A 16,368-nucleotide genomic window follows, 5' to 3' on the forward strand; every position below is an offset into this window, starting at 1 on the left:
CGGATAGGGTGTCGCGACAGCCGACCGGGGGAGTGGTGACGTGAGCATCGAGGCGCTGACCGAGGCGGACGACGGGCCGAGGTCCAAGCGGCCCGCGATCCTGGCATCGGCGGTGGAGTGCTTCGGCGAGGTCGGGTATGAGGCGACCAAGTGGTCCGAGGTGGCCGACCGCGTCGGGATCGGGCAGACGGCGCTCTATCACTACTTCGAGTCCAAGGCGCACTGCCTGCTGACGATCATGCGGCTCGGCCTGCGCAACTCCGACCGGGCGTTCCACGAGGCCACGGACGGTGCGCCGACCTCCGTGGCCGCCCTGCGTGCCGCGGTCGGGGCGGCCTACGCCCTCTCCCCGCAGGAGGTCCAGCAGAACCGGATCCTGCAGGCCAACATCGCGCTGCTCGCCAACGAGCGGGCCTCGCAGCGGGAGGAGGCGGAGCGGCGCGCGTGCCGCGAGCTCGTCGCGCGGATCGAGCAGAACTGGGCGGACCTGCTGGAGCACGGGATGGCGCGCGGCGAGTTCCCGCAGCGCGACGCCCAGCTCATGGCGCGCAGCCTGCTCGGCATGATCGTCGGCGTGTGGCGCTGGTACCGGCCGGGCGGCGAGCGCCGGCTGGACGCGGTCTCGGACTTCATCACGGGGTGCTGCGTGCGGATGGTGGCCGGGGAGGACGCCGCACCCTCCGCCTGAGGACCCTTGCCTCCCGACAGCGACGTGCCTAAGCTAACCGAATCGAACTGAACTCAGCTCAGTTTCGAACCCGTCGAGGAGGACGGCTGATGATCGTCGACGAGTACCTGGCCCGGCTCGACGGCCCTGAGCCGTTGAGCGGCCTCGAGCTGGTGGAGCCCGACATCGAGTTCCTGATCGCCCTGCCGGGCCGGGAGGTCGCGGGATCCGGACGGGCCGAGCTCGGCGCGTACATCGCGGGTCGACCGGCCGTGGGTCGCCGGCACCACCTGGTGCGGCGCGGCAACGACGGCGACCTGGAGATGGTCTACGGCTACATCAGCGAAGGTGACGGTCACGGCACGGGCTCGTTCGTCTCCGTCGGGCTGGTCTCGCCGGAGCGGCGGCTGGCCCGCTACCAGTCCTTCTTCCACCCGACGTTCGGCATGTACCCGCTGCCCGGCGGTGCGGCGTGAGCGCCGCCACGATCGCCACGGTCCTCACGCGCTGGTTCGCCGTCATGGACTCGGAGCGCCCTGAGGACATCCTGGACATGATCGCGCCGGGGTTCCGGTTCTCCATCGTGTTCTCCACCGGCGACGGGAAGGCCACCGACTTCGCCGGCGGCCGGGAGGCGATGGAGGGCTACCTCGCCCAGCGGGAGAAGGGCGTCCTGACCCACCACGTCCTGTCCTCGGCCCGGACCGGCACCGACGAGCTGGTGCTCGGCCAGGCCCGGCGGGCCGGCGCGTTCGAGTCCACGTTCGTCGCCGCGGCCCGGCTCGACGACGGCGGCAAGGTCGCCTCGCTGATGATCGGGCGCTCGCCCGCGCTCGACGTCGAGCTTCGCTGACCAGCCTCGGAGGAGGATCGATGTTCAACCTGGCCCTGCTCGCCGCCCGCCCCCCGGAGTGGACCCACGAGCAGTTCATCACCTGGTGGCGCGGCGAGCACGCCGAGGTCACCTACCCGCTGCCGGGCCTGCGCGCCTGGCGGCACACGGCGGTCTCCAGCGCGCTGGAACCGCGGTCCGAGGGGTGGGACGGGCTCTCCGTGCTGAGCTTCGACGACGAGGCGGCGGCGCGGCGCGCGCTGGCCAGCGAGGAGTGGCAGGCCGCGATCCGGCACGTCGGGGACATGCGCGGCAAGCGGATCGCCCTGCTGGGCGACGAGCGCGAGATGTACCGGGGATGAGGGAGCTCGTCGCCGACGTGGACCGGCGCGCGGCCGCGTCGCCGGGCGATGTCCTCGCGATCGACGCGGACGGCGCGCACACCGTCGGTGAGCTCCGCGCGGCCGCCGACGACCTCGCCGCGATCCTCGCCCGGCACACCGGGGAGCGCCCCACGCTGCTGGTGCAGGCCGACAACTCGTGGCGCACGATCGTCGCCGCGCTGGCCGTCGGTCGCCTCGACGGCACGCTCGCCCTGCTGAGCAGGCACGCCACCCGCCAGGAGTTCGCTGCCGCGTGCACGGACCTCGACCCGGACGCGGTCCTCGCCGCCCCCGCCGTGTCGGACGGCTGGTCGACCGCGCTCGACATCCCGGTGCTGGACGGCTGGGCGCTGGCCGCCCGCCCTGCTCGGCCCGCCGAGCGCTGGGCCGGCGGCGTGGTCATCGGACTCACCTCCGGCTCGACCGGCCGCGCCAAGGGCGTCGTCCAGACGGAGGCGGCGCTGCGCTACGCCGGACGCGCGACGATCGACGCGGTCGGTCTGCGCGCGGGCGACGCGGTGGCGGCGCTGGTGCCGCTGTCGTCGGCGGCTGCGATCTGCTTCGGCCTGTACCTGCCCCTGATGCTGGGCGGCCGGATGCTGCTGGCCGACCGCTGGGACCCGGCCGCGGCCGTCGACATGATGGCCGAGCACGACGCGCGCTGGACGATGTGCGTGCCCACCATGGCCCTGCAGATGGGGTCCGCGGCCCGCGCCGAGGGGCTCCTGTCGGCGATGACGGCCATGACCGTGGGTGGCGGGCCGATGGACGCCGGCGCGCTCGGCCGCGCCGAGCGCCGGCTCGGCACCCGGTTCCTGCGCGTCTTCGGGATGTCGGAGTGCCTCGGGCACACCACCTCGCTGCCCACCGATCCCGAGTCGGTCCGGCTCGGCACCGACGGCACGCCGTTCCCCGGCACCGAGCTGCGGGCCGTCGACGAGACGGGCCGCCCGGTGCCGGCCGGGGTGGTCGGGCGCGCCCAGGTGCGCGGGCCCTCCCTCTTCGCCGGGTACGCCCGGGCGGGCGCGGTGGAACCCCCCGAGCTCACTGCGGACGGCTTCCTCCCGACCGGCGACCTGGCCGCGCTGGACGCGACCGGCGCCGTCACGATCCGCGGCCGCGAGAAGGACGTCATCATCCGCGGCGGGCGCAACATCGACATCACCGAGGTCGAGACCGCGGTGGCGCGCCACCCGCGCATCGAGCAGGTGTGCGTCGTCCCCGTGCCGGACGACGTGCTGGGCGAGCGGATCGCGCTGCTGGCCGTCACCGACCAGCCCGATCTCGATCTGGCGGAGGTCCAGCGGCACCTGGCCGCCGAGGGGCTGACGAAGGGCAAGTGGCCGGAGTTCCTGTTCCGGGTCGAGGCGCTGCCGCAGAACCGGGTCGGCAAGCTCGCGCGCGCCGAGGCCGCCCGCCTCGCCCGCCGGCTGCGGGACGCGGCGCACGCCTAGCTGCGACGACGGGAGGCGAGGATGGACGGCTTGCACGACCGCGTCGTGGTGGTCACCGGCGCCGGATCCGGCCTCGGCCGGGCGGCAGCGCATCGGCTCGCAGCCGAAGGAGCAGCGGTGGCGCTGCTCGACCGCGCCGCCGACGCGGTCCACGAGGTCGCCGCAGAGCTGCCCGGGGCCGCGGCGTACGCCGTCGACGTCACGGACTCCGCGGCCGTCGACGCCGTGTTCGCCCGCGTCGTCGAGCAGTTCGGCCGGGTGGACGGGGTCTTCAACAACGCCGGTGTGGTGGGGGAGCAGGTCCCGCTCCACCTGACGTCGGACGAGACCTGGTCGACCGTCATGCGGGTCAACGCCGACGGAGCCTTCCACGTCCTGCGGGCCGGCCTGCGCGCGATGGTGGCCGCCGGCGGCGGGTCCGTGGTCAACATGTCGTCGTCCTCGGGCCTGTCCGGCAAGCCGAACATGGCGCCGTACGCGTTCTCCAAGGCGGGCATCGTCGGGCTGACCCGGTCCGCGGCCGTCGAGTACGCCGACCGCGGCATCCGCGTGAACGCGGTGGCCCCCACCGCAGTGCGTACGCCGCTGGTCGAGCGGCACATCCGCGACGCCCCCGACCCGCAGGCCATGGAACGGCTCATGACGACGCAGTCGCCGATCCCCGGCATGCCCGGCCCGTCCGACGTCGCCGGGGTGGTGGCCTTCCTGCTGTCCGCCGACGCCGCGTGGATCACCGGCCTGACCGTCCCCGTCGACGGCGGCTACCACGCCACCTGACCCCCGAAGGAGTGCGGTTGATGTCCCAGCCAACGGACGAAGCGACCCGGATCGGGCGGCGGGCGAGCACCGCCGCCGCCGTCGGGACCGCCATCGAGTACTACGACTTCGCCATCTACGGCTACCTCGCCGTCGTGCTGGCGCCGCTGTTCTTCCCCGGCGGCCAGGGCCTGCTCGGGCTGCTCGCGACGCTCGTCGTCGTGGCCAGCGGGTTCGCGGCCCGCCCCATCGGCGGGCTGATCTTCGGCCGGCTCGGCGACCGCCGCGGCCGGCGCGCGGTCCTCCTGGCGACGGTGAGCCTGATGGGCGTGTCCACCGTGATCACCGGGCTGCTCCCGACCTACGCCTCGATCGGGATCGCCGCGCCGATCCTGCTCGCGGTGCTGCGCATCGCCCAGGGCCTCTCCGCAGGTGGCGAGATCGGCGGCGCCGCGTCACTGGCCACCGAGTCCGCCCCCTCCGGTCGGCGGGGTCTGTTCGGGTCGGCGACGTCCATCGGGGTCACGTTCGGCCTGGCCGGCGCGGCCGCCGCCGTGGGCACGGTCACCGCGCTCACCACCCCGGAGCAGCTCGCGTCCTGGGGGTGGCGCATCCCGTTCCTGATCGCGGGCCCGCTGCTCGCCGGTGCCGTGCTGTACCGGATGCGGGTCGAGGACTCGCCGCTGTTCCAGGAGCTGGTCGAGGAGTCGGAGCCCGAGAAGGCCCCGGTGACCGAGGTCTTCCGCCGCCACCTCGGCTCGGTGCTGCGCACGGTCGGGATCGTCTACGCGACGCTCACCACCGGCAGCCTGGCGTCGGTCTACATCCTCGTGCACCTCTCGGCCGTTCTGCACTACCCGCTCACCGGCTCGCTGTGGCTGATCGTGCTGATCGTGCTCCTGCCGATCGGACTCGTGCCGTGGTCGGGCGCCCTCAGCGACCGCTTCGGACGGCGGGCGGTCCTGTCCGCCGCCATGGTCGGGTTCCTCGTCCTCGCCGTCCCGTGCTTCTGGGTGATGCAGCAGGGCTCGATCGTCTGGGCGATGGTCGCGGCCGTCGTCCTCAACATCCCGTTCGCGGTGCAGCAGGGCGTGCTCTACACGCTGCTCCCGGAGCTGTTCCCGACCAAGGTCAGGTACACCGGTGTCTCGATCGGGTTCAACATCGGCGGCGTCCTGGGCTCCGGCCTGGTCTCGGTGGTCGCGACCGGGCTCGTCTCGCTGACGGGCAACACCCTCGCCCCGTCGTTCTACCTCGTCTTCGCCGCCGTGGTCGGGCTGCTCGTCGTCGCCGTCACGCGCGAGACCGCACGGGACGACATGCAGGCCGGTGCGACACCGCCGGTGCTGGCCCGCTAGCGACCGGGGACGGCAGCTCCGGTGCGGGCGGAGGACTCCCGGTACACCGCAGCCGCCGCGTCCTTGATCGCGTCGAGCATCGCGGTGCAGGCGGGCGTCCGGTGCCCGGTCGGGCGCGTCGCGACGGTGACGACGCGGGTGAGGTACTCCTCGGCGAGCGGCCTCAGCACGATCCCGGGGTGTACGGCCACCGCGGCGACGAGCCGGGGGAGCAGCGCGACGCCGACGCCGCACGCCACGAGGCCCTGCATGGCGAGGTAGTCCGAGGTCTCCGACGTGACGTCGGGTGTGAACCCGGCGGCGCGGCAGGTGGCCGCGATGGCGCGCCGGCACGGGCACTCGTGGGGCAGGATCCACTGCTCGTCGCGCAGGTCGGCGACGTGCACGGCGCTGCGCGTCGCGAGCGGGTGGTCGAGGGGAAGGGCGAGCGCCATCTCGTCGCGGAACAGCTCCTCGGTGCGCATCCGACCGTCCCCGGGCTCGCCGACCGCGGGGTAGGTGTACCCGACGGCGATGTCGACCTCGCCCCTGGCCAGATGCGGGATCGCCGCCTGCGGTTCGGCCTCGGACAGCTGGATCCGCACGTCGGGATGCTGCTGGCGGAAGGCTGCGACGGCGCGCGGCACGAGTGTCGCGGCAGCGGTGGGGAACGCGACCATGCGGACGCTGCCTGCCGCGGCGCACACCTCCCGGCGCAGTCCCGCCATGTCGGCGCTGACCTGGTTCGCGTACCGCAGCGCGACCTGACCGGCCGCGGTGAGCTGCAGCCGGCCGCGCCGGCCGCGGTCGATGAGAGCCGTCCCGCCGAGCTCCTTCTCCAGGCGCGCGATCCGGTAGGAGATCGCGGGCTGGGTGTAGCCCAGCGCGGCGGCGGCCCTGGAGAACGACCCGTGCTCGGCGACGCTCTCGAGGATGCGGAGGTCCAGGAACTCGATCATCAATGCTCTCTATCGAATGGAGCCCGAAGTCTTATTTGAGTTTATCCTCGCTCCGTGTTGTCGTTCTGATGTGGATCAGACGATCGAGCACCACCGCGCCGCGGTGAACGGTGTGCTGCTGCACTACCTGCTGGCCAGGCGCAGCGTGCCGCGCGACGAGGCCGTCGTGCTCCTGCACGGCTGGCCCGAGACCTCCTACGCCTGGCGGCTGGTCGTGCCCGCGCTGAGTGCGCGGTTCGATGTGCTGGCGCCCGACCTGCGTGGCCTCGGCGACTCGCAGCGCCGCGGGCCGTTCGACAAGACGACGATCGCGCAGGACGTCCGCGCGTTGTGCGACCTGCTCGGCTACGAGCGGCTGCACGTGGTGGGACACGACATGGGTGCGGCGGTGGCGTACCCGCTGGCGCACGACGCCCCGGACCTGGTCGCGTCGCTCGTCGTGCTCGAGATGCTCCTGCCCGGGATGGGCCTGGAGGAGGCCACCGCCATCCGCGACGGCGGGACCAGCTTCTGGCACATCCCCTTCCACCTCGCCGAGGGCGGGCACGCCGAAGCGCTCACCCACGGTCGGGAGGAGCAGTACCTCCACCGCTACTACCACGACAGCCTGTACGACCCGACGACCTTCAGCGCCGCGGACCGCGCCCACTACGTGCAGGCGTACCGGGCGCCGGGTGCGATGCACGCGGGTTTCGAGTGGTACCGCACGCTCTTCGAGGACGCCCGCGCGAACCGGCGCAGGGCGCAGGAGCGCGCCCTGGACATCCCGGTCCTCGCGATCGGCGGCGCGCACCGGATGGGCGAGCAGGTGGAGCGGTCGCTGCGCCGGGTCGCGACGGCGGTGACCGGCGAGACCTGGCAGCGGTGCGGGCACTACCCGCACGAGGAGCAGCCCGACCGGCTGGTGGATCGGCTGCTGGAGTTCCTCCCCGCCGCCTGATCACGCCGCGGCGGTGCAGGTGAGGACGTTGACGCCGGGTTGACCGCCGACGTCCAGGCTCGTGGCGCGCCCGTCCGGGCCGACGGTGAACGTCACCTGCGTGCGGATGTCGGGCAGTTCGGGCGACTCGACCATGGTGAAGCTGTCGCCGCTCCAGTGCGTCAGCGGATAGGTGTGCCCGGCCGGGCCTTCGATGAGGGCGAGCCCTTCCGCGTCGGCCCGGACGGTGAACGCGCCGTAGTAGGGGTTGGTGCACGTCCCGGTGTAGGCGGTGGCGGGCCGCGCCGGCACGGCGTTCGGCGGCGGCGCGGCGAGCTTGGGGTCCGCGACGAACAGGCCGCCGAACCGCTCGGACCACACCTTGTTCCAGTCGCGGGTGGGCGCACCCTTCACCACGTCGTCGACGACGATGTCGGCGATCGTCTCCGCGGCGCCGATCGGGCTGCCGTTGGTGAGCACGACCACGCCGAACCCGGCTTTCGGCAGCAGGACGGCGGTGGTGGCAGCCCCGGTGGAGAACGCGCCCGAGTGCGCCCACCGGACGAAGCCGAAGTGGTCGACCTCGACGTTCCACCCGAGCCCGTAGAAGCCGCCGATGGAGTCGGTGCCGGACGCCGGCATGCGCAGGATGTGCGGGGTGTGGGTCTCGGCGAGCGCGTCCGCGTCGACGATCGGGTGGCCGTCGAGCGTCCCGTCCCGGAGGTTCAGCCGCATCCAGCGGGCGAGATCCTCCACCGTGGACGAGATGCCACCCGCCGGCGCCTGCGCGTCCGGGTCGCGGCCGGGCCCGACCTGCCACGCACCGTTGACGCGGATGTGCTGGGTGGCGCGGTCGGGGCGGGCGCGGAAGTCGGCGCTGCGCGCGCTCGACGACGTCATGCCGGCGGGGCCGAACAGCTCCTGCTGCATCACGTCCTCGAACGTGGTGCCGGCGGCTCGCCCCGCGGCCTCACCTGCGGCCGTCATCCCGTAGTTGCTGTAGGAGTACGTGGCGCGGAAGGGGTCGAGCGGCGCGTACCTGATCCGCTCGAGGATCGTGGCGCGGTCGAATCCGATCTCCTCCAGGCGGTTGCCGGTCAGCCCCGGCAGCCCGCTGCGGTGCGCGTACAGATCGGCGAACGTCACGTGCTCGGTGACGTACGGGTCGCTGAACGCGAGTTCGGGCAGGAACCGGTGCACCGGGTCGTCCCAGGCGAACTTCCCCTTCCCGACGAGCGCGGCCAGCGCGGTCGAGCCGACCGGCTTGGAGAGCGACGCGATCTGGAAGACCGTGCCGGGATCGACCGCGCCGGCCTTGCTGATCTCGCGGACGCCGTAGCCCTTCGTGAACGCCGTCCGGTCGGCGAACACGACCCCGACCGCGACACCGGGCACGCCGGTGGCCTTCATCTCCGCCTCGACGACGCCGTCGATCATCGTGAGGCCGGCGTCGACCTGCGCCTGGCTGATCCCGCCCGCCTCCTCGGCCGGCGGCCCGGCGGCGGACGGGCCCGGCGCCGCGGGCGAGCAGGCGACGGTCGCCCCGAGCAGAGTGGCGACCAACGCGGCGGCAGCGATCCGTGCGGGCATCTGGCGCTCCTGACCTCGTCCGACCTGCGGCGATCAAGTTCAGTCGCCGGCACGCGGGCGGGTGTTAACGGCGTCAGTGGTGATGGGGGGAGTCCTGGAACGGGCTCGTGACCCCGGCGTAGCGCAGATGCGTCATCATCCCCTGCTGGACGTGGGGCAGGTTGTGGCAGTGGTTCATCCAGATGCCGGGGTTCGTGGCCCGGAAGGCGACCTCCCACACGTCGCCGGGGCGGACCTCGACCGTGTCCATCCACAGCGGGCTGCCGGTCGGGGCGACGCCGTTGCGGGACACGATCAGCACCGCGTGCCCGTGCAGGTGCCAGGGATGGGTGTCGAGGCCGCGGTTGACGATGGTGAACCGGACGACGTCGCCCTCGGCCACGACCTGGTCGGGGATGTTGGGGTGGCCGCGGCCGTTCACGGTCTGGCCGTAGGTCGGCGAGCCGTCCACCAGGGCCAGGCCGCGGTCGAGGACCATCGTGAAGTGCCGGTCGGCGGGCGCGTCCCGCAGCGGAACCGCAGCCGGGGTCCCGTAGGTCAACAGGTCGAGCTCCGGCCAGCCGGCGACATCCGCTTCGCTGGTCGGGGCATCCGGGTGGGGCCTGATCCACGCGATCGCGTCGTTCTCGTCCAGCGTCACCGCCACCGGCGTCGACGGCATGGTGAAGCGCAGGTCGTACCGCCCGGACGCGGCGAGCCGCAGCGCCGTCCGGTCGATCTCGCCGGGCCCGTTCAGGTCACGACCGTCGACGGCGGTGACGCGGAACGGCGCGCCGGCGAGCGCGAACCGGTGCGGGTCGGAGTCGGAGTTGATCAGCCGGACACGCACGTCTCGACCCGCCGGCGCGACGAGCTCCGGTCCGCCCAGGAGCGTCGGCACGCCGTCGAACGTGTGCACGGTCAGCACGACGTCGAGCACCGCGTCCTCGCGCGGCCGGACGATCAGCGCGCCGAACAGGCCGCGCTGCACGCCGATGTGCGAGGCGAAGTGCGTGTGGTACCAGTAGGTACCCACCTGGTCCGCGCGGAACCGGTAGTCGAACTCGCCGCCGGGTCCGACCGGGTGCTGGGTGATGCCCTCGGCGCCGTCCTCGCCGCAGGGCACGTCGTACCCGTGCCAGTGCAGGGTCACGCCGCCGTCGATGTCGTGGTTGACCAGCCTGACCTCGATGAGGTCGCCCTGCGTGGCCGTGATCGTCGGGCCGGGCACCGTGCCGTCGAACGTCCACGCGTCGACCTCCCTGCCCGGGGCCGGCTGCACCGCGCTCCGCCGGGCCGTCAGCACGTGCCTCCGCCGGACCCCGCCGGGCGCCGGTTCGACCGGGCCGCGCAGGTCCGTCACCGACACGGCAGGCGCGCCGGCCGGGAGCGCACCGCCTCCGTACTCGGCCGGCGCCGGGCTGCGGAACAGCACCAGAGCGGCCCCGCTGCCGGCCGCCACGCCGGCGGTGGCGCCGAGGAAGCGCCGGCGGGAGAGCCCGGCGACCGGCGCGACCGCCGCGTCCGTCGAGGGGGCGGACAGAGCGCGGGCCGTCAGCAGCGAGGCGGTGATCACCGCGGCGATCGCGAGCAACGCGACGTCGAGCGTCAGCGGGTAACCGGCCAGGAAGCTCACCGCGAACCCCGCCACGGACGCGTACGCGGCGGCGAACACCGCCACCACGCCATCGGCCCGCCGCGACATCGCCGCAGCCGACACCGCTGCGACGACGAGCATCGGCAGGCCCAGCAGCACCTTCTCCTGGACGAACCACCAGCCCCGGCCCGCCAGCAGCACGGCCGAGCCGACGCGCAGCATCGTCACGACCAGCGCCCCGACGAGCAGGGCGCGCGCGAGCCCGGCGCGCCGGCCGGCTGCGGCGACGCCGGCGGCGAACCAGCCGACGGCGGTCAGCGCGGCGACGGCGTGGTCGAGGACGATCACGGTGCGGATCGCTCGGCTGCCCGCTCGGTGGCGGCCGGGGTGGAGAGCCGGCGCGACGTGCGCAGGGTCGTCCCGCTCAGCCCGACGATGAGCATGCCGTTGAGCGCGTGCAGCCCGAACACGTAGACGCCGGCGCCGGTCCCGTCGCCGATCGCCGTGGCGACCTCCTTGATCAGGATCTGCAGCACGACCAGCGCGGCGACCGCGCCGGACAGCCCGATCAGCCGTCCCGGCATCCGTGCGATCGCGCCGACGGCCGTCACCACCACGGCCAGCAGCAGGATCACGTAGCCCAGGCCCCGGTGGCCGGCGAAGGCCTCCTCCGTGGGCGATCTGTCGAACGCGCCGGCCGCCGCGAGGTAGAACTGGACGATCACGGCCAGCATCAGCGATCCGGCGATCACGGTGTGCACCTTCTTCATGCGGCCATGGTCGTGTCCGTCGCCGCGACGGACACCCGCCATCCGTCGCGCATCAGCGACGCGTTGCGCACCGATCGGCGCACGCCCGTTTCGCCGGTCCCATGCGCTACGGTCGGCGCCGGAGGGGGCTCGATGATCCGCATCCTGATCGCCGAGGACGTGCGCATCCTGCGGGACACGCTGGTGGCGACGCTGCAGCTGGAGGACGACCTCGAGGTGGTCGCCACGGCCGCGACGGGCGACGAGATCGTCCCCCGGGCGCTGGAGCACCGGCCCGACGTCGCCGTCCTCGACATCGACCTCCCCGGCACCGACGGGCTCACCGCCGCTGCCGAGCTGAACGCGCGCCTCCCGGAGTGCCGCACGCTCATCCTCACCGGCATGGGCAAGCCCGGGCACCTGCGCCGCGCGATGGCGGCGCACGCGCGCGGGTTCATGATCAAGGACGCGCCGGCCGATCAGCTGATCGACGCGATCCGGCGGGTCGCAGCGGGGGAGCGCGTGGTCGACCCGCAGCTGGCGCTGGCCGCGTTGGAGACCGCAGAGAACCCGCTGTCGCCGCGGGAGGTCGAGATCCTGCGGCGGCACTCGGCCGGGTCGTCGGCCACCGAGATCGCGGCCGAGCTGTTCCTGTCCTACGGCACCGTGCGCAACTACCTGGCGTCGGCCGTCACCAAGCTGGGCGCCCGCAACCGCGTCGACGCCGCCCGCATCGCGGCGGACGCCGGCTGGCTGTAGAGGTGCACCCGTCGGACGTGCAGATTGCACGCCGAGCCGGTGCCCAGCGGCACTGGCGACGGCGCGGCGCCCGTACCCACACTCGGGACCATGCAGATCAGGGTGCTCGTGGCCGAGGACGTCGACCTCCTCCGCGAGACCCTGGTCGCCCTGCTGGACCTGGAGGACGACATCGAGGTCGTCGCCTCGATCGCCACCGGTGACCGCATCGTGCCCGAGGCGCTCGCCCACGGGCCCGACGTCGCGCTGCTCGACGTCGACCTGCCCGGCACCGACGGGCTGACCGCCGCGGCGGAGCTGCGCGAGCGGCTGCCGTCCTGCAGTGTGCTGGTGCTGACCGGGCTGGCCACCCGGCGCAGTCGCGGCCGCGCGCTGGCCGTCGGCGTCTCAGGGTTCCTGATCAAGGACGGGCCGGCCGACGACCTCGTCGACGCCGTGCGCAGGATCGCCCGCGGGGAGCGGGTCTTCGCCGAGCCCGCCTGACCCCGCCGCGATCGGCACCCGCACCGACAGCTCGAACCGGCCACCCGCGGACCGCGTCGACACGCGACCGCCTGCGGCGGCGGCGCGGGCCGCCAGGTTGGCCAGCCCGTTCCCGCCGCGCTCGGCCGACGGCGCACCTGCTGGCGCGACCCCGTCGTTGACCACCCGCAGGCGGGCGGTGCCGTCCGCGACCGCCAGCGCGATCTCGCACCGCTGGGCCGTGGAGTGGCGCAGCACGTTGGTGACGGCCTCCCGCAGGACGGTGGCGAGCAGCGCGTCGACGTCGTCGGGCAGCAGGTCGACCAGCTCCGCGCCGCGGACCTCGGTGATCGTGTGCGCCGCGGCCAGCGCCTCGGCCGCCGCGTCCAGCGCGGCCTGCAGCGAGATGTGCCGAGCATCGGCGGTGACGGCGAGGACGTCGGCACGCGCCTGCGCGGCGACCCGCAGCAGCGCGGCGATCTCCTCGGCGGCCCTGGCGTCGTCGCGGCCGATCAACCGGCCGGCGAGGTCGCTCTTGAGCGCCACGGTCGACAGGCCCAGCCCGAGCAGGTCGTGCGTGTCCTGCGCGACGCGCAACCGCTCCCGCACGACGGTCAGCCGGGCGATGTCCCGGCGCGTCCCGTCGAGCTCGGCGGCCAGCCCCGCCATGCGGGAGAGCCCGTACACCACCAGCCCGGAGGTGAGTGTCATCAGCAGCGAGTAGACGATGTCGGCGGCGTCCAGGACGGGCAGGACGAGGGAGTGCACGGCGATCGCGACCTGGATCCCCGTGAAGATCGGCCATCCCCACCGGCCCGGGAGCAGCAGCAACGCCGAACCGGCCACGAACCCGCCGAGGCCGTGGATCGTCGAGTGCAGCACCGGGAAGAAGCCCAACGCGAGCACCAGGAGCTGGACGGTCAGCGTCCACACCCAGCCGCGGGGTCGGCGGCGTTCGCGCCAGGCCGTGGAGTGGTACAGCTGCAGCGCCACGATCACGACGATCCCCACCACCGACGTCGACTGGACGAGCGCTCCGGCGTGGTGGTCGCGGAAGGCGGTCGCGACGAGCAACGCGGAGAGCGTGACCAGCGCCAGCGCCAGCACCACGCGGGCCAGCCGCGGCGCGAGCGTCGGCTCGGCGGCACCCTCGGCCGGTGGTTCCGGCTCGGGCGCCTGCCGGTCCTCGGACACCATCGCCCGCACCTGGCCGAGCGCCTGGCGCGCCTCGGCCGCGGCGTCGGCGAGCTGTCGCCGCGCCTCGTCCGGGTCCGTGGACAGCGCCGTCGACGCGGCCTGCGCGTGCGTGGTCACCGTCTCGAGCCGGTCGCCGATCGCGGCGCGCAGCCGCTGCGCTGCGCGCATCCGTTCCCTGGTGACGGTCAGCGCGGCCAGCCGGGCGCGCGCGGCACGCAGGTCGTTGACGAGACCGGCCAGCCGGACCAGGCCGAACAGCGCGACCGCGCCGTACAGCGGCACGACGAAGATCAGGGTGGTGGTCGCGTACCCGGCGGTCTCGGGCAGGCCGACCACGGCGATCCGCAGAGCCCCGTCGACGACGAGGGCCAGCCCGAGCAGCACCCACGACCACGGCGCCGTCACGGCCAGCAGCGCCAGCCCGCCCAGCAGGCCGGGCAGCCCGGCGACCCAGCCGTGCCCGAAGACGGCGAACGGCCCGTAGGTCAGGAGCGCCTGCACGACCAGCAGCAGGATGCGGTGCCGCAGCCACAGCGGCCGGGTGCGCGGCACCGCGTACAGCAGCGGCAGCACGAACGCCGCGGCCGCCGCGACGGCCGCGAGCGGGCCCGCCCAGAACGCCGCGACCCCGCAGACCGCGAGCAGCTCCGCGCAGAGGAAGGCGACGGCGAACGTCCAGACGCGCCGCAGCTGTGCTGGTTGCTCGTCCATCGGCCCCCCGAGCAGGTCGTCGGTGAGCACCGTAGGCCACGGCGGCACCGGATGCGCAGAACCGGATGTGCAAAGTGCACGCCGTCGGCGTTCGGATTCCCACGCGGAGGTCGTGACCGCGCGCACTGGTCGGGTTTCCCCAGGTCAGACCACACTTCCGGCATCGATTCCGGGAGGTCGGCATGCCCAGCACCCAGCAGGTGACCCACGACGAGCGACCGGCGGACGCCGCGCCGCCGGTGCGCGAGCGCCGCCGGTGGGGCCGCTTCGCGCTGCGCTACCTCGCGCTGTTCCTGGCGACCGGCTTCGGCATGGTCGTGTTCGGGGGCGCGCTGCGCGTGGCGCTGGCCGTCGCGGGCGTTCCCGCGGTGCGTCCACCCGGGCCGGCGCTGCTGGAGATGGGCGCCACCATGGCGCTCGGCGCCGCCGCGTGGATGTACGCCCGGCGGTACCGCGGCGCGCTCGTGCTGGAGATGGGCGCCGCGATCCTCGCGCCGGCCGTCGTCACCGCCCTGCTCGTGTGGGTGGGCGCGATGAGCCCCGGGACGGCGATGCTCGTCGAGCACGTCGCGATGTTCGCGCTGATGCTGGCCGCGATGCTGTACCGGCGGGACGAGTACACCGGCGCAGGGCAGCCGCGTGCGGGTGGACGGCGTCGGGTCCGCGCGACCGTCGGCCGGGCGCTGGTCGTGCTGCTCGCCTCCTTCCTCGTCCCGGCCGCCGTGTACGCCGTCGGATCGACGTCCTACGAGCGGAGCCGCTACGCCCAGCCCGAGCCGTCCCCGGCGGCCGACGCGGCACTCGCTGCCGTCCCGCCCGCGCACGACCCCGGCAAGCCCACCGCGGTCGTGGTCGTCGGCAACGGCGGGACGAACGTCTCGGACGCGCTCGTCCCGTACGACGTGCTGGCCAGCACGGGAGCCTTCAACGTCTACACCGTCGCGCCCGAGCGGCGTCCGCTGCCGCTGCTCGGCGGCCTGGACCTGGTCCCGGACCTCACCTTCGCGCAGCTGCAGGAGCGCCTCGGCGGGGCGGCACCGGCCGTCACCGTCGTGCCGGAGATGCCGGAGTCGAGCAGCGACCCGGCCGTCGTCGGGTGGTTGCGCGGCACCGCGTCCCGCGGGCTGGTGCTGGGTGTCTGCACCGGGGCCCGGCTGCTCGCCGAGGCCGGCCTGCTCGACGGGCACGCCGCGACCTCCCACTGGTACCGCATCGGCGGGCTCGCGCAGCGCTTCCCGAACGTGCGCTGGGAGCAGGGCGCCCGCTACGTCGACGAGGGCAACGTGATCACCACCGGCGGGCTGCTCTCCTCGGTCGACGGCTCGCTGCGGGTGATCGAGCGGCTCGTGGGCCGCGACGCAGCCGCAGCCGCCGACGCGGCCGTTGGCTGGCGGCAGTACTCCCCGGGCGTGGCGGCGGCGCTGCCGGTGGCGAAGCTGTCGCCCGAGAACGCCGTGACGCACCTGCTGAGCATCGGCTTCCGCGCGAACGCCACGACGCTCGGCGTGGTGCTCACGAACGGTGTCGGTGAGCTGGAGCTCGCCGCGGCGTTCGGGCCGTACGGCGAGGTCAAGTCCGCCCGGACGCTCGCCATCACCGCGGACGGCCGCGCCGTCCGCTCCCGGCACGGCCTGACGTTCGTCCCGCGGGCCGACCTGTCCGCCCTGGGCCGGGTGAGCCGCGTGCTGGTCCCGGGCGCCGCGGCGGCGGCGAGCCCCGACCCGGCCGTCGCGGCCGCAGCCCGCGTGCCGGTCGAGTACCTCCACACCCGGCCCGGCTTCGCGTTCGACGCGTCGCTGCAGGACATGGCGCGCACGATGGACCTGCCCACCGCGCGCTGGGCCGCGAAGATCCTCGAGTACCCCGCGGCGAAGATCGACTTCTCCGGGCCGAGCTGGCCATCGGGACCGATCCAGAGCGTGCTGCTGCTGGGACTCACCGGCGCGACCGCCGCCGCGCTCGGGCTCACGTTCCTCGGGCGCCGTGCGCGCACCCGCAACTGACGACCGCACCGGCC

16 protein-coding genes are annotated in these 16,368 nt (G+C 74.0%); 11 read left to right on the top strand and 5 right to left on the bottom strand.

What is annotated here, in order from left to right:
• The first annotated feature begins 40 nt into the window (after positions 1–40).
• From ACQEVB_RS14520 to ACQEVB_RS14550, 7 genes are all read left to right on the top strand, one after another.
• Positions 41–688 carry a TetR family transcriptional regulator gene (locus tag ACQEVB_RS14520; protein WP_432970465.1) on the top strand — a complete coding sequence of 216 codons (648 nt, stop codon included), beginning with the start codon at positions 41–43 and terminating at the stop codon, positions 686–688.
• Between the two features lie 89 nt (positions 689–777).
• Positions 778–1,143: a nuclear transport factor 2 family protein gene (locus ACQEVB_RS14525; RefSeq protein ID WP_432970468.1), complete on the top strand. Its 366-nt coding sequence runs from the start codon at positions 778–780 to the stop codon at positions 1,141–1,143.
• Positions 1,140–1,520, top strand: a complete 381-nt coding sequence (locus ACQEVB_RS14530) for a hypothetical protein (RefSeq protein WP_432970471.1) — start codon at positions 1,140–1,142, stop codon at positions 1,518–1,520. The genes ACQEVB_RS14525 and ACQEVB_RS14530 overlap by 4 nt, the downstream gene beginning before the upstream one ends.
• 20 nt (positions 1,521–1,540) lie before the next feature.
• Positions 1,541–1,861, top strand: coding sequence for an EthD domain-containing protein (locus ACQEVB_RS14535; RefSeq protein ID WP_432970474.1), 321 nt, complete (start codon positions 1,541–1,543; stop codon positions 1,859–1,861).
• A complete protein-coding gene (locus ACQEVB_RS14540; RefSeq protein ID WP_432970477.1) occupies positions 1,858–3,336 on the top strand; it encodes a class I adenylate-forming enzyme family protein in 1,479 nt (492 codons plus the stop codon). Before ACQEVB_RS14535 ends, ACQEVB_RS14540 begins: the two co-directional genes overlap by 4 nt.
• 21 nt (positions 3,337–3,357) lie before the next feature.
• Positions 3,358–4,113, top strand: coding sequence for an SDR family NAD(P)-dependent oxidoreductase (locus ACQEVB_RS14545; RefSeq protein ID WP_432970480.1), 756 nt, complete (start codon positions 3,358–3,360; stop codon positions 4,111–4,113).
• Between the two features lie 20 nt (positions 4,114–4,133).
• The gene (locus tag ACQEVB_RS14550) at positions 4,134–5,450 is read left to right on the top strand and encodes an MFS transporter (protein WP_432970483.1); all 1,317 of its coding nucleotides are present in this window, start codon (positions 4,134–4,136) and stop codon (positions 5,448–5,450) included.
• Here the strand turns inward: ACQEVB_RS14550 and ACQEVB_RS14555 are convergent.
• A complete protein-coding gene (locus ACQEVB_RS14555; protein ID WP_432970486.1) occupies positions 5,447–6,388 on the bottom strand; it encodes a LysR family transcriptional regulator in 942 nt (313 codons plus the stop codon). The two genes, ACQEVB_RS14550 and ACQEVB_RS14555, sit on opposite strands and share 4 nt — an antisense overlap.
• Before the next feature lie 70 nt (positions 6,389–6,458).
• Here ACQEVB_RS14555 and ACQEVB_RS14560 point away from each other — a divergent pair, with 70 nt between their 5' ends.
• Positions 6,459–7,328: an alpha/beta fold hydrolase gene (locus ACQEVB_RS14560; RefSeq protein ID WP_432970489.1), complete on the top strand. Its 870-nt coding sequence runs from the start codon at positions 6,459–6,461 to the stop codon at positions 7,326–7,328.
• Here ACQEVB_RS14560 and ACQEVB_RS14565 read toward each other — a convergent pair whose 3' ends face one another.
• The 3 genes from ACQEVB_RS14565 to ACQEVB_RS14575 form a co-directional block, all read right to left on the bottom strand.
• Positions 7,329–8,897 carry a serine hydrolase gene (locus ACQEVB_RS14565; protein WP_432970492.1) on the bottom strand — a complete coding sequence of 523 codons (1,569 nt, stop codon included), beginning with the start codon at positions 8,895–8,897 and terminating at the stop codon, positions 7,329–7,331.
• Between the two features lie 73 nt (positions 8,898–8,970).
• Positions 8,971–10,821, bottom strand: coding sequence for a multicopper oxidase family protein (locus ACQEVB_RS14570; protein WP_432970495.1), 1,851 nt, complete (start codon positions 10,819–10,821; stop codon positions 8,971–8,973).
• A complete protein-coding gene (locus tag ACQEVB_RS14575) occupies positions 10,818–11,243 on the bottom strand; it encodes a DUF6220 domain-containing protein (protein WP_432970498.1) in 426 nt (141 codons plus the stop codon). The genes ACQEVB_RS14570 and ACQEVB_RS14575 overlap by 4 nt, the downstream gene beginning before the upstream one ends.
• 132 nt (positions 11,244–11,375) lie before the next feature.
• Here ACQEVB_RS14575 and ACQEVB_RS14580 point away from each other — a divergent pair, with 132 nt between their 5' ends.
• Together ACQEVB_RS14580 and ACQEVB_RS14585 are read left to right on the top strand one after the other, a co-directional pair.
• On the top strand, positions 11,376–11,981 hold the full coding sequence (locus ACQEVB_RS14580) for a response regulator transcription factor (RefSeq protein ID WP_432970501.1): 606 nt from the start codon (positions 11,376–11,378) through the stop codon (positions 11,979–11,981).
• Between the two features lie 90 nt (positions 11,982–12,071).
• Positions 12,072–12,464 carry a response regulator gene (locus ACQEVB_RS14585; protein ID WP_432970504.1) on the top strand — a complete coding sequence of 131 codons (393 nt, stop codon included), beginning with the start codon at positions 12,072–12,074 and terminating at the stop codon, positions 12,462–12,464.
• Here ACQEVB_RS14585 and ACQEVB_RS14590 read toward each other — a convergent pair.
• Positions 12,369–14,381, bottom strand: coding sequence for a sensor histidine kinase (locus ACQEVB_RS14590; RefSeq protein ID WP_432970507.1), 2,013 nt, complete (start codon positions 14,379–14,381; stop codon positions 12,369–12,371). The genes ACQEVB_RS14585 and ACQEVB_RS14590 overlap by 96 nt on opposite strands.
• 152 nt (positions 14,382–14,533) lie before the next feature.
• Between ACQEVB_RS14590 and ACQEVB_RS14595 the strand changes: the two genes are divergently transcribed.
• Entirely contained in the window at positions 14,534–16,354 is a 1,821-nt protein-coding gene (locus ACQEVB_RS14595) for a DJ-1/PfpI family protein (RefSeq protein ID WP_432970510.1), read from the top strand.
• The last annotated feature ends 14 nt before the right edge of the window (positions 16,355–16,368 follow it).

Origin of the sequence: Pseudonocardia sp. CA-107938 (genome assembly GCF_050936315.1) — a bacterium.
Taxonomy (GTDB): domain Bacteria; phylum Actinomycetota; class Actinomycetes; order Mycobacteriales; family Pseudonocardiaceae; genus Pseudonocardia.

Coding starts and splice junctions, on each gene's coding strand:
- ACQEVB_RS14555 (WP_432970486.1), bottom strand. CDS start 6,388: ATGATCGAGTTCCTGGACCTCCGCATCCTCGAGAGCGTCGCCGAGCAC.
- ACQEVB_RS14535 (WP_432970474.1), top strand. CDS start 1,541: ATGTTCAACCTGGCCCTGCTCGCCGCCCGCCCCCCGGAGTGGACCCAC.
- ACQEVB_RS14565 (WP_432970492.1), bottom strand. CDS start 8,897: ATGCCCGCACGGATCGCTGCCGCCGCGTTGGTCGCCACTCTGCTCGGG.
- ACQEVB_RS14575 (WP_432970498.1), bottom strand. CDS start 11,243: ATGAAGAAGGTGCACACCGTGATCGCCGGATCGCTGATGCTGGCCGTG.
- ACQEVB_RS14595 (WP_432970510.1), top strand. CDS start 14,534: ATGCCCAGCACCCAGCAGGTGACCCACGACGAGCGACCGGCGGACGCC.
- ACQEVB_RS14525 (WP_432970468.1), top strand. CDS start 778: ATGATCGTCGACGAGTACCTGGCCCGGCTCGACGGCCCTGAGCCGTTG.
- ACQEVB_RS14540 (WP_432970477.1), top strand. CDS start 1,858: ATGAGGGAGCTCGTCGCCGACGTGGACCGGCGCGCGGCCGCGTCGCCG.
- ACQEVB_RS14585 (WP_432970504.1), top strand. CDS start 12,072: ATGCAGATCAGGGTGCTCGTGGCCGAGGACGTCGACCTCCTCCGCGAG.
- ACQEVB_RS14580 (WP_432970501.1), top strand. CDS start 11,376: ATGATCCGCATCCTGATCGCCGAGGACGTGCGCATCCTGCGGGACACG.
- ACQEVB_RS14550 (WP_432970483.1), top strand. CDS start 4,134: ATGTCCCAGCCAACGGACGAAGCGACCCGGATCGGGCGGCGGGCGAGC.
- ACQEVB_RS14545 (WP_432970480.1), top strand. CDS start 3,358: ATGGACGGCTTGCACGACCGCGTCGTGGTGGTCACCGGCGCCGGATCC.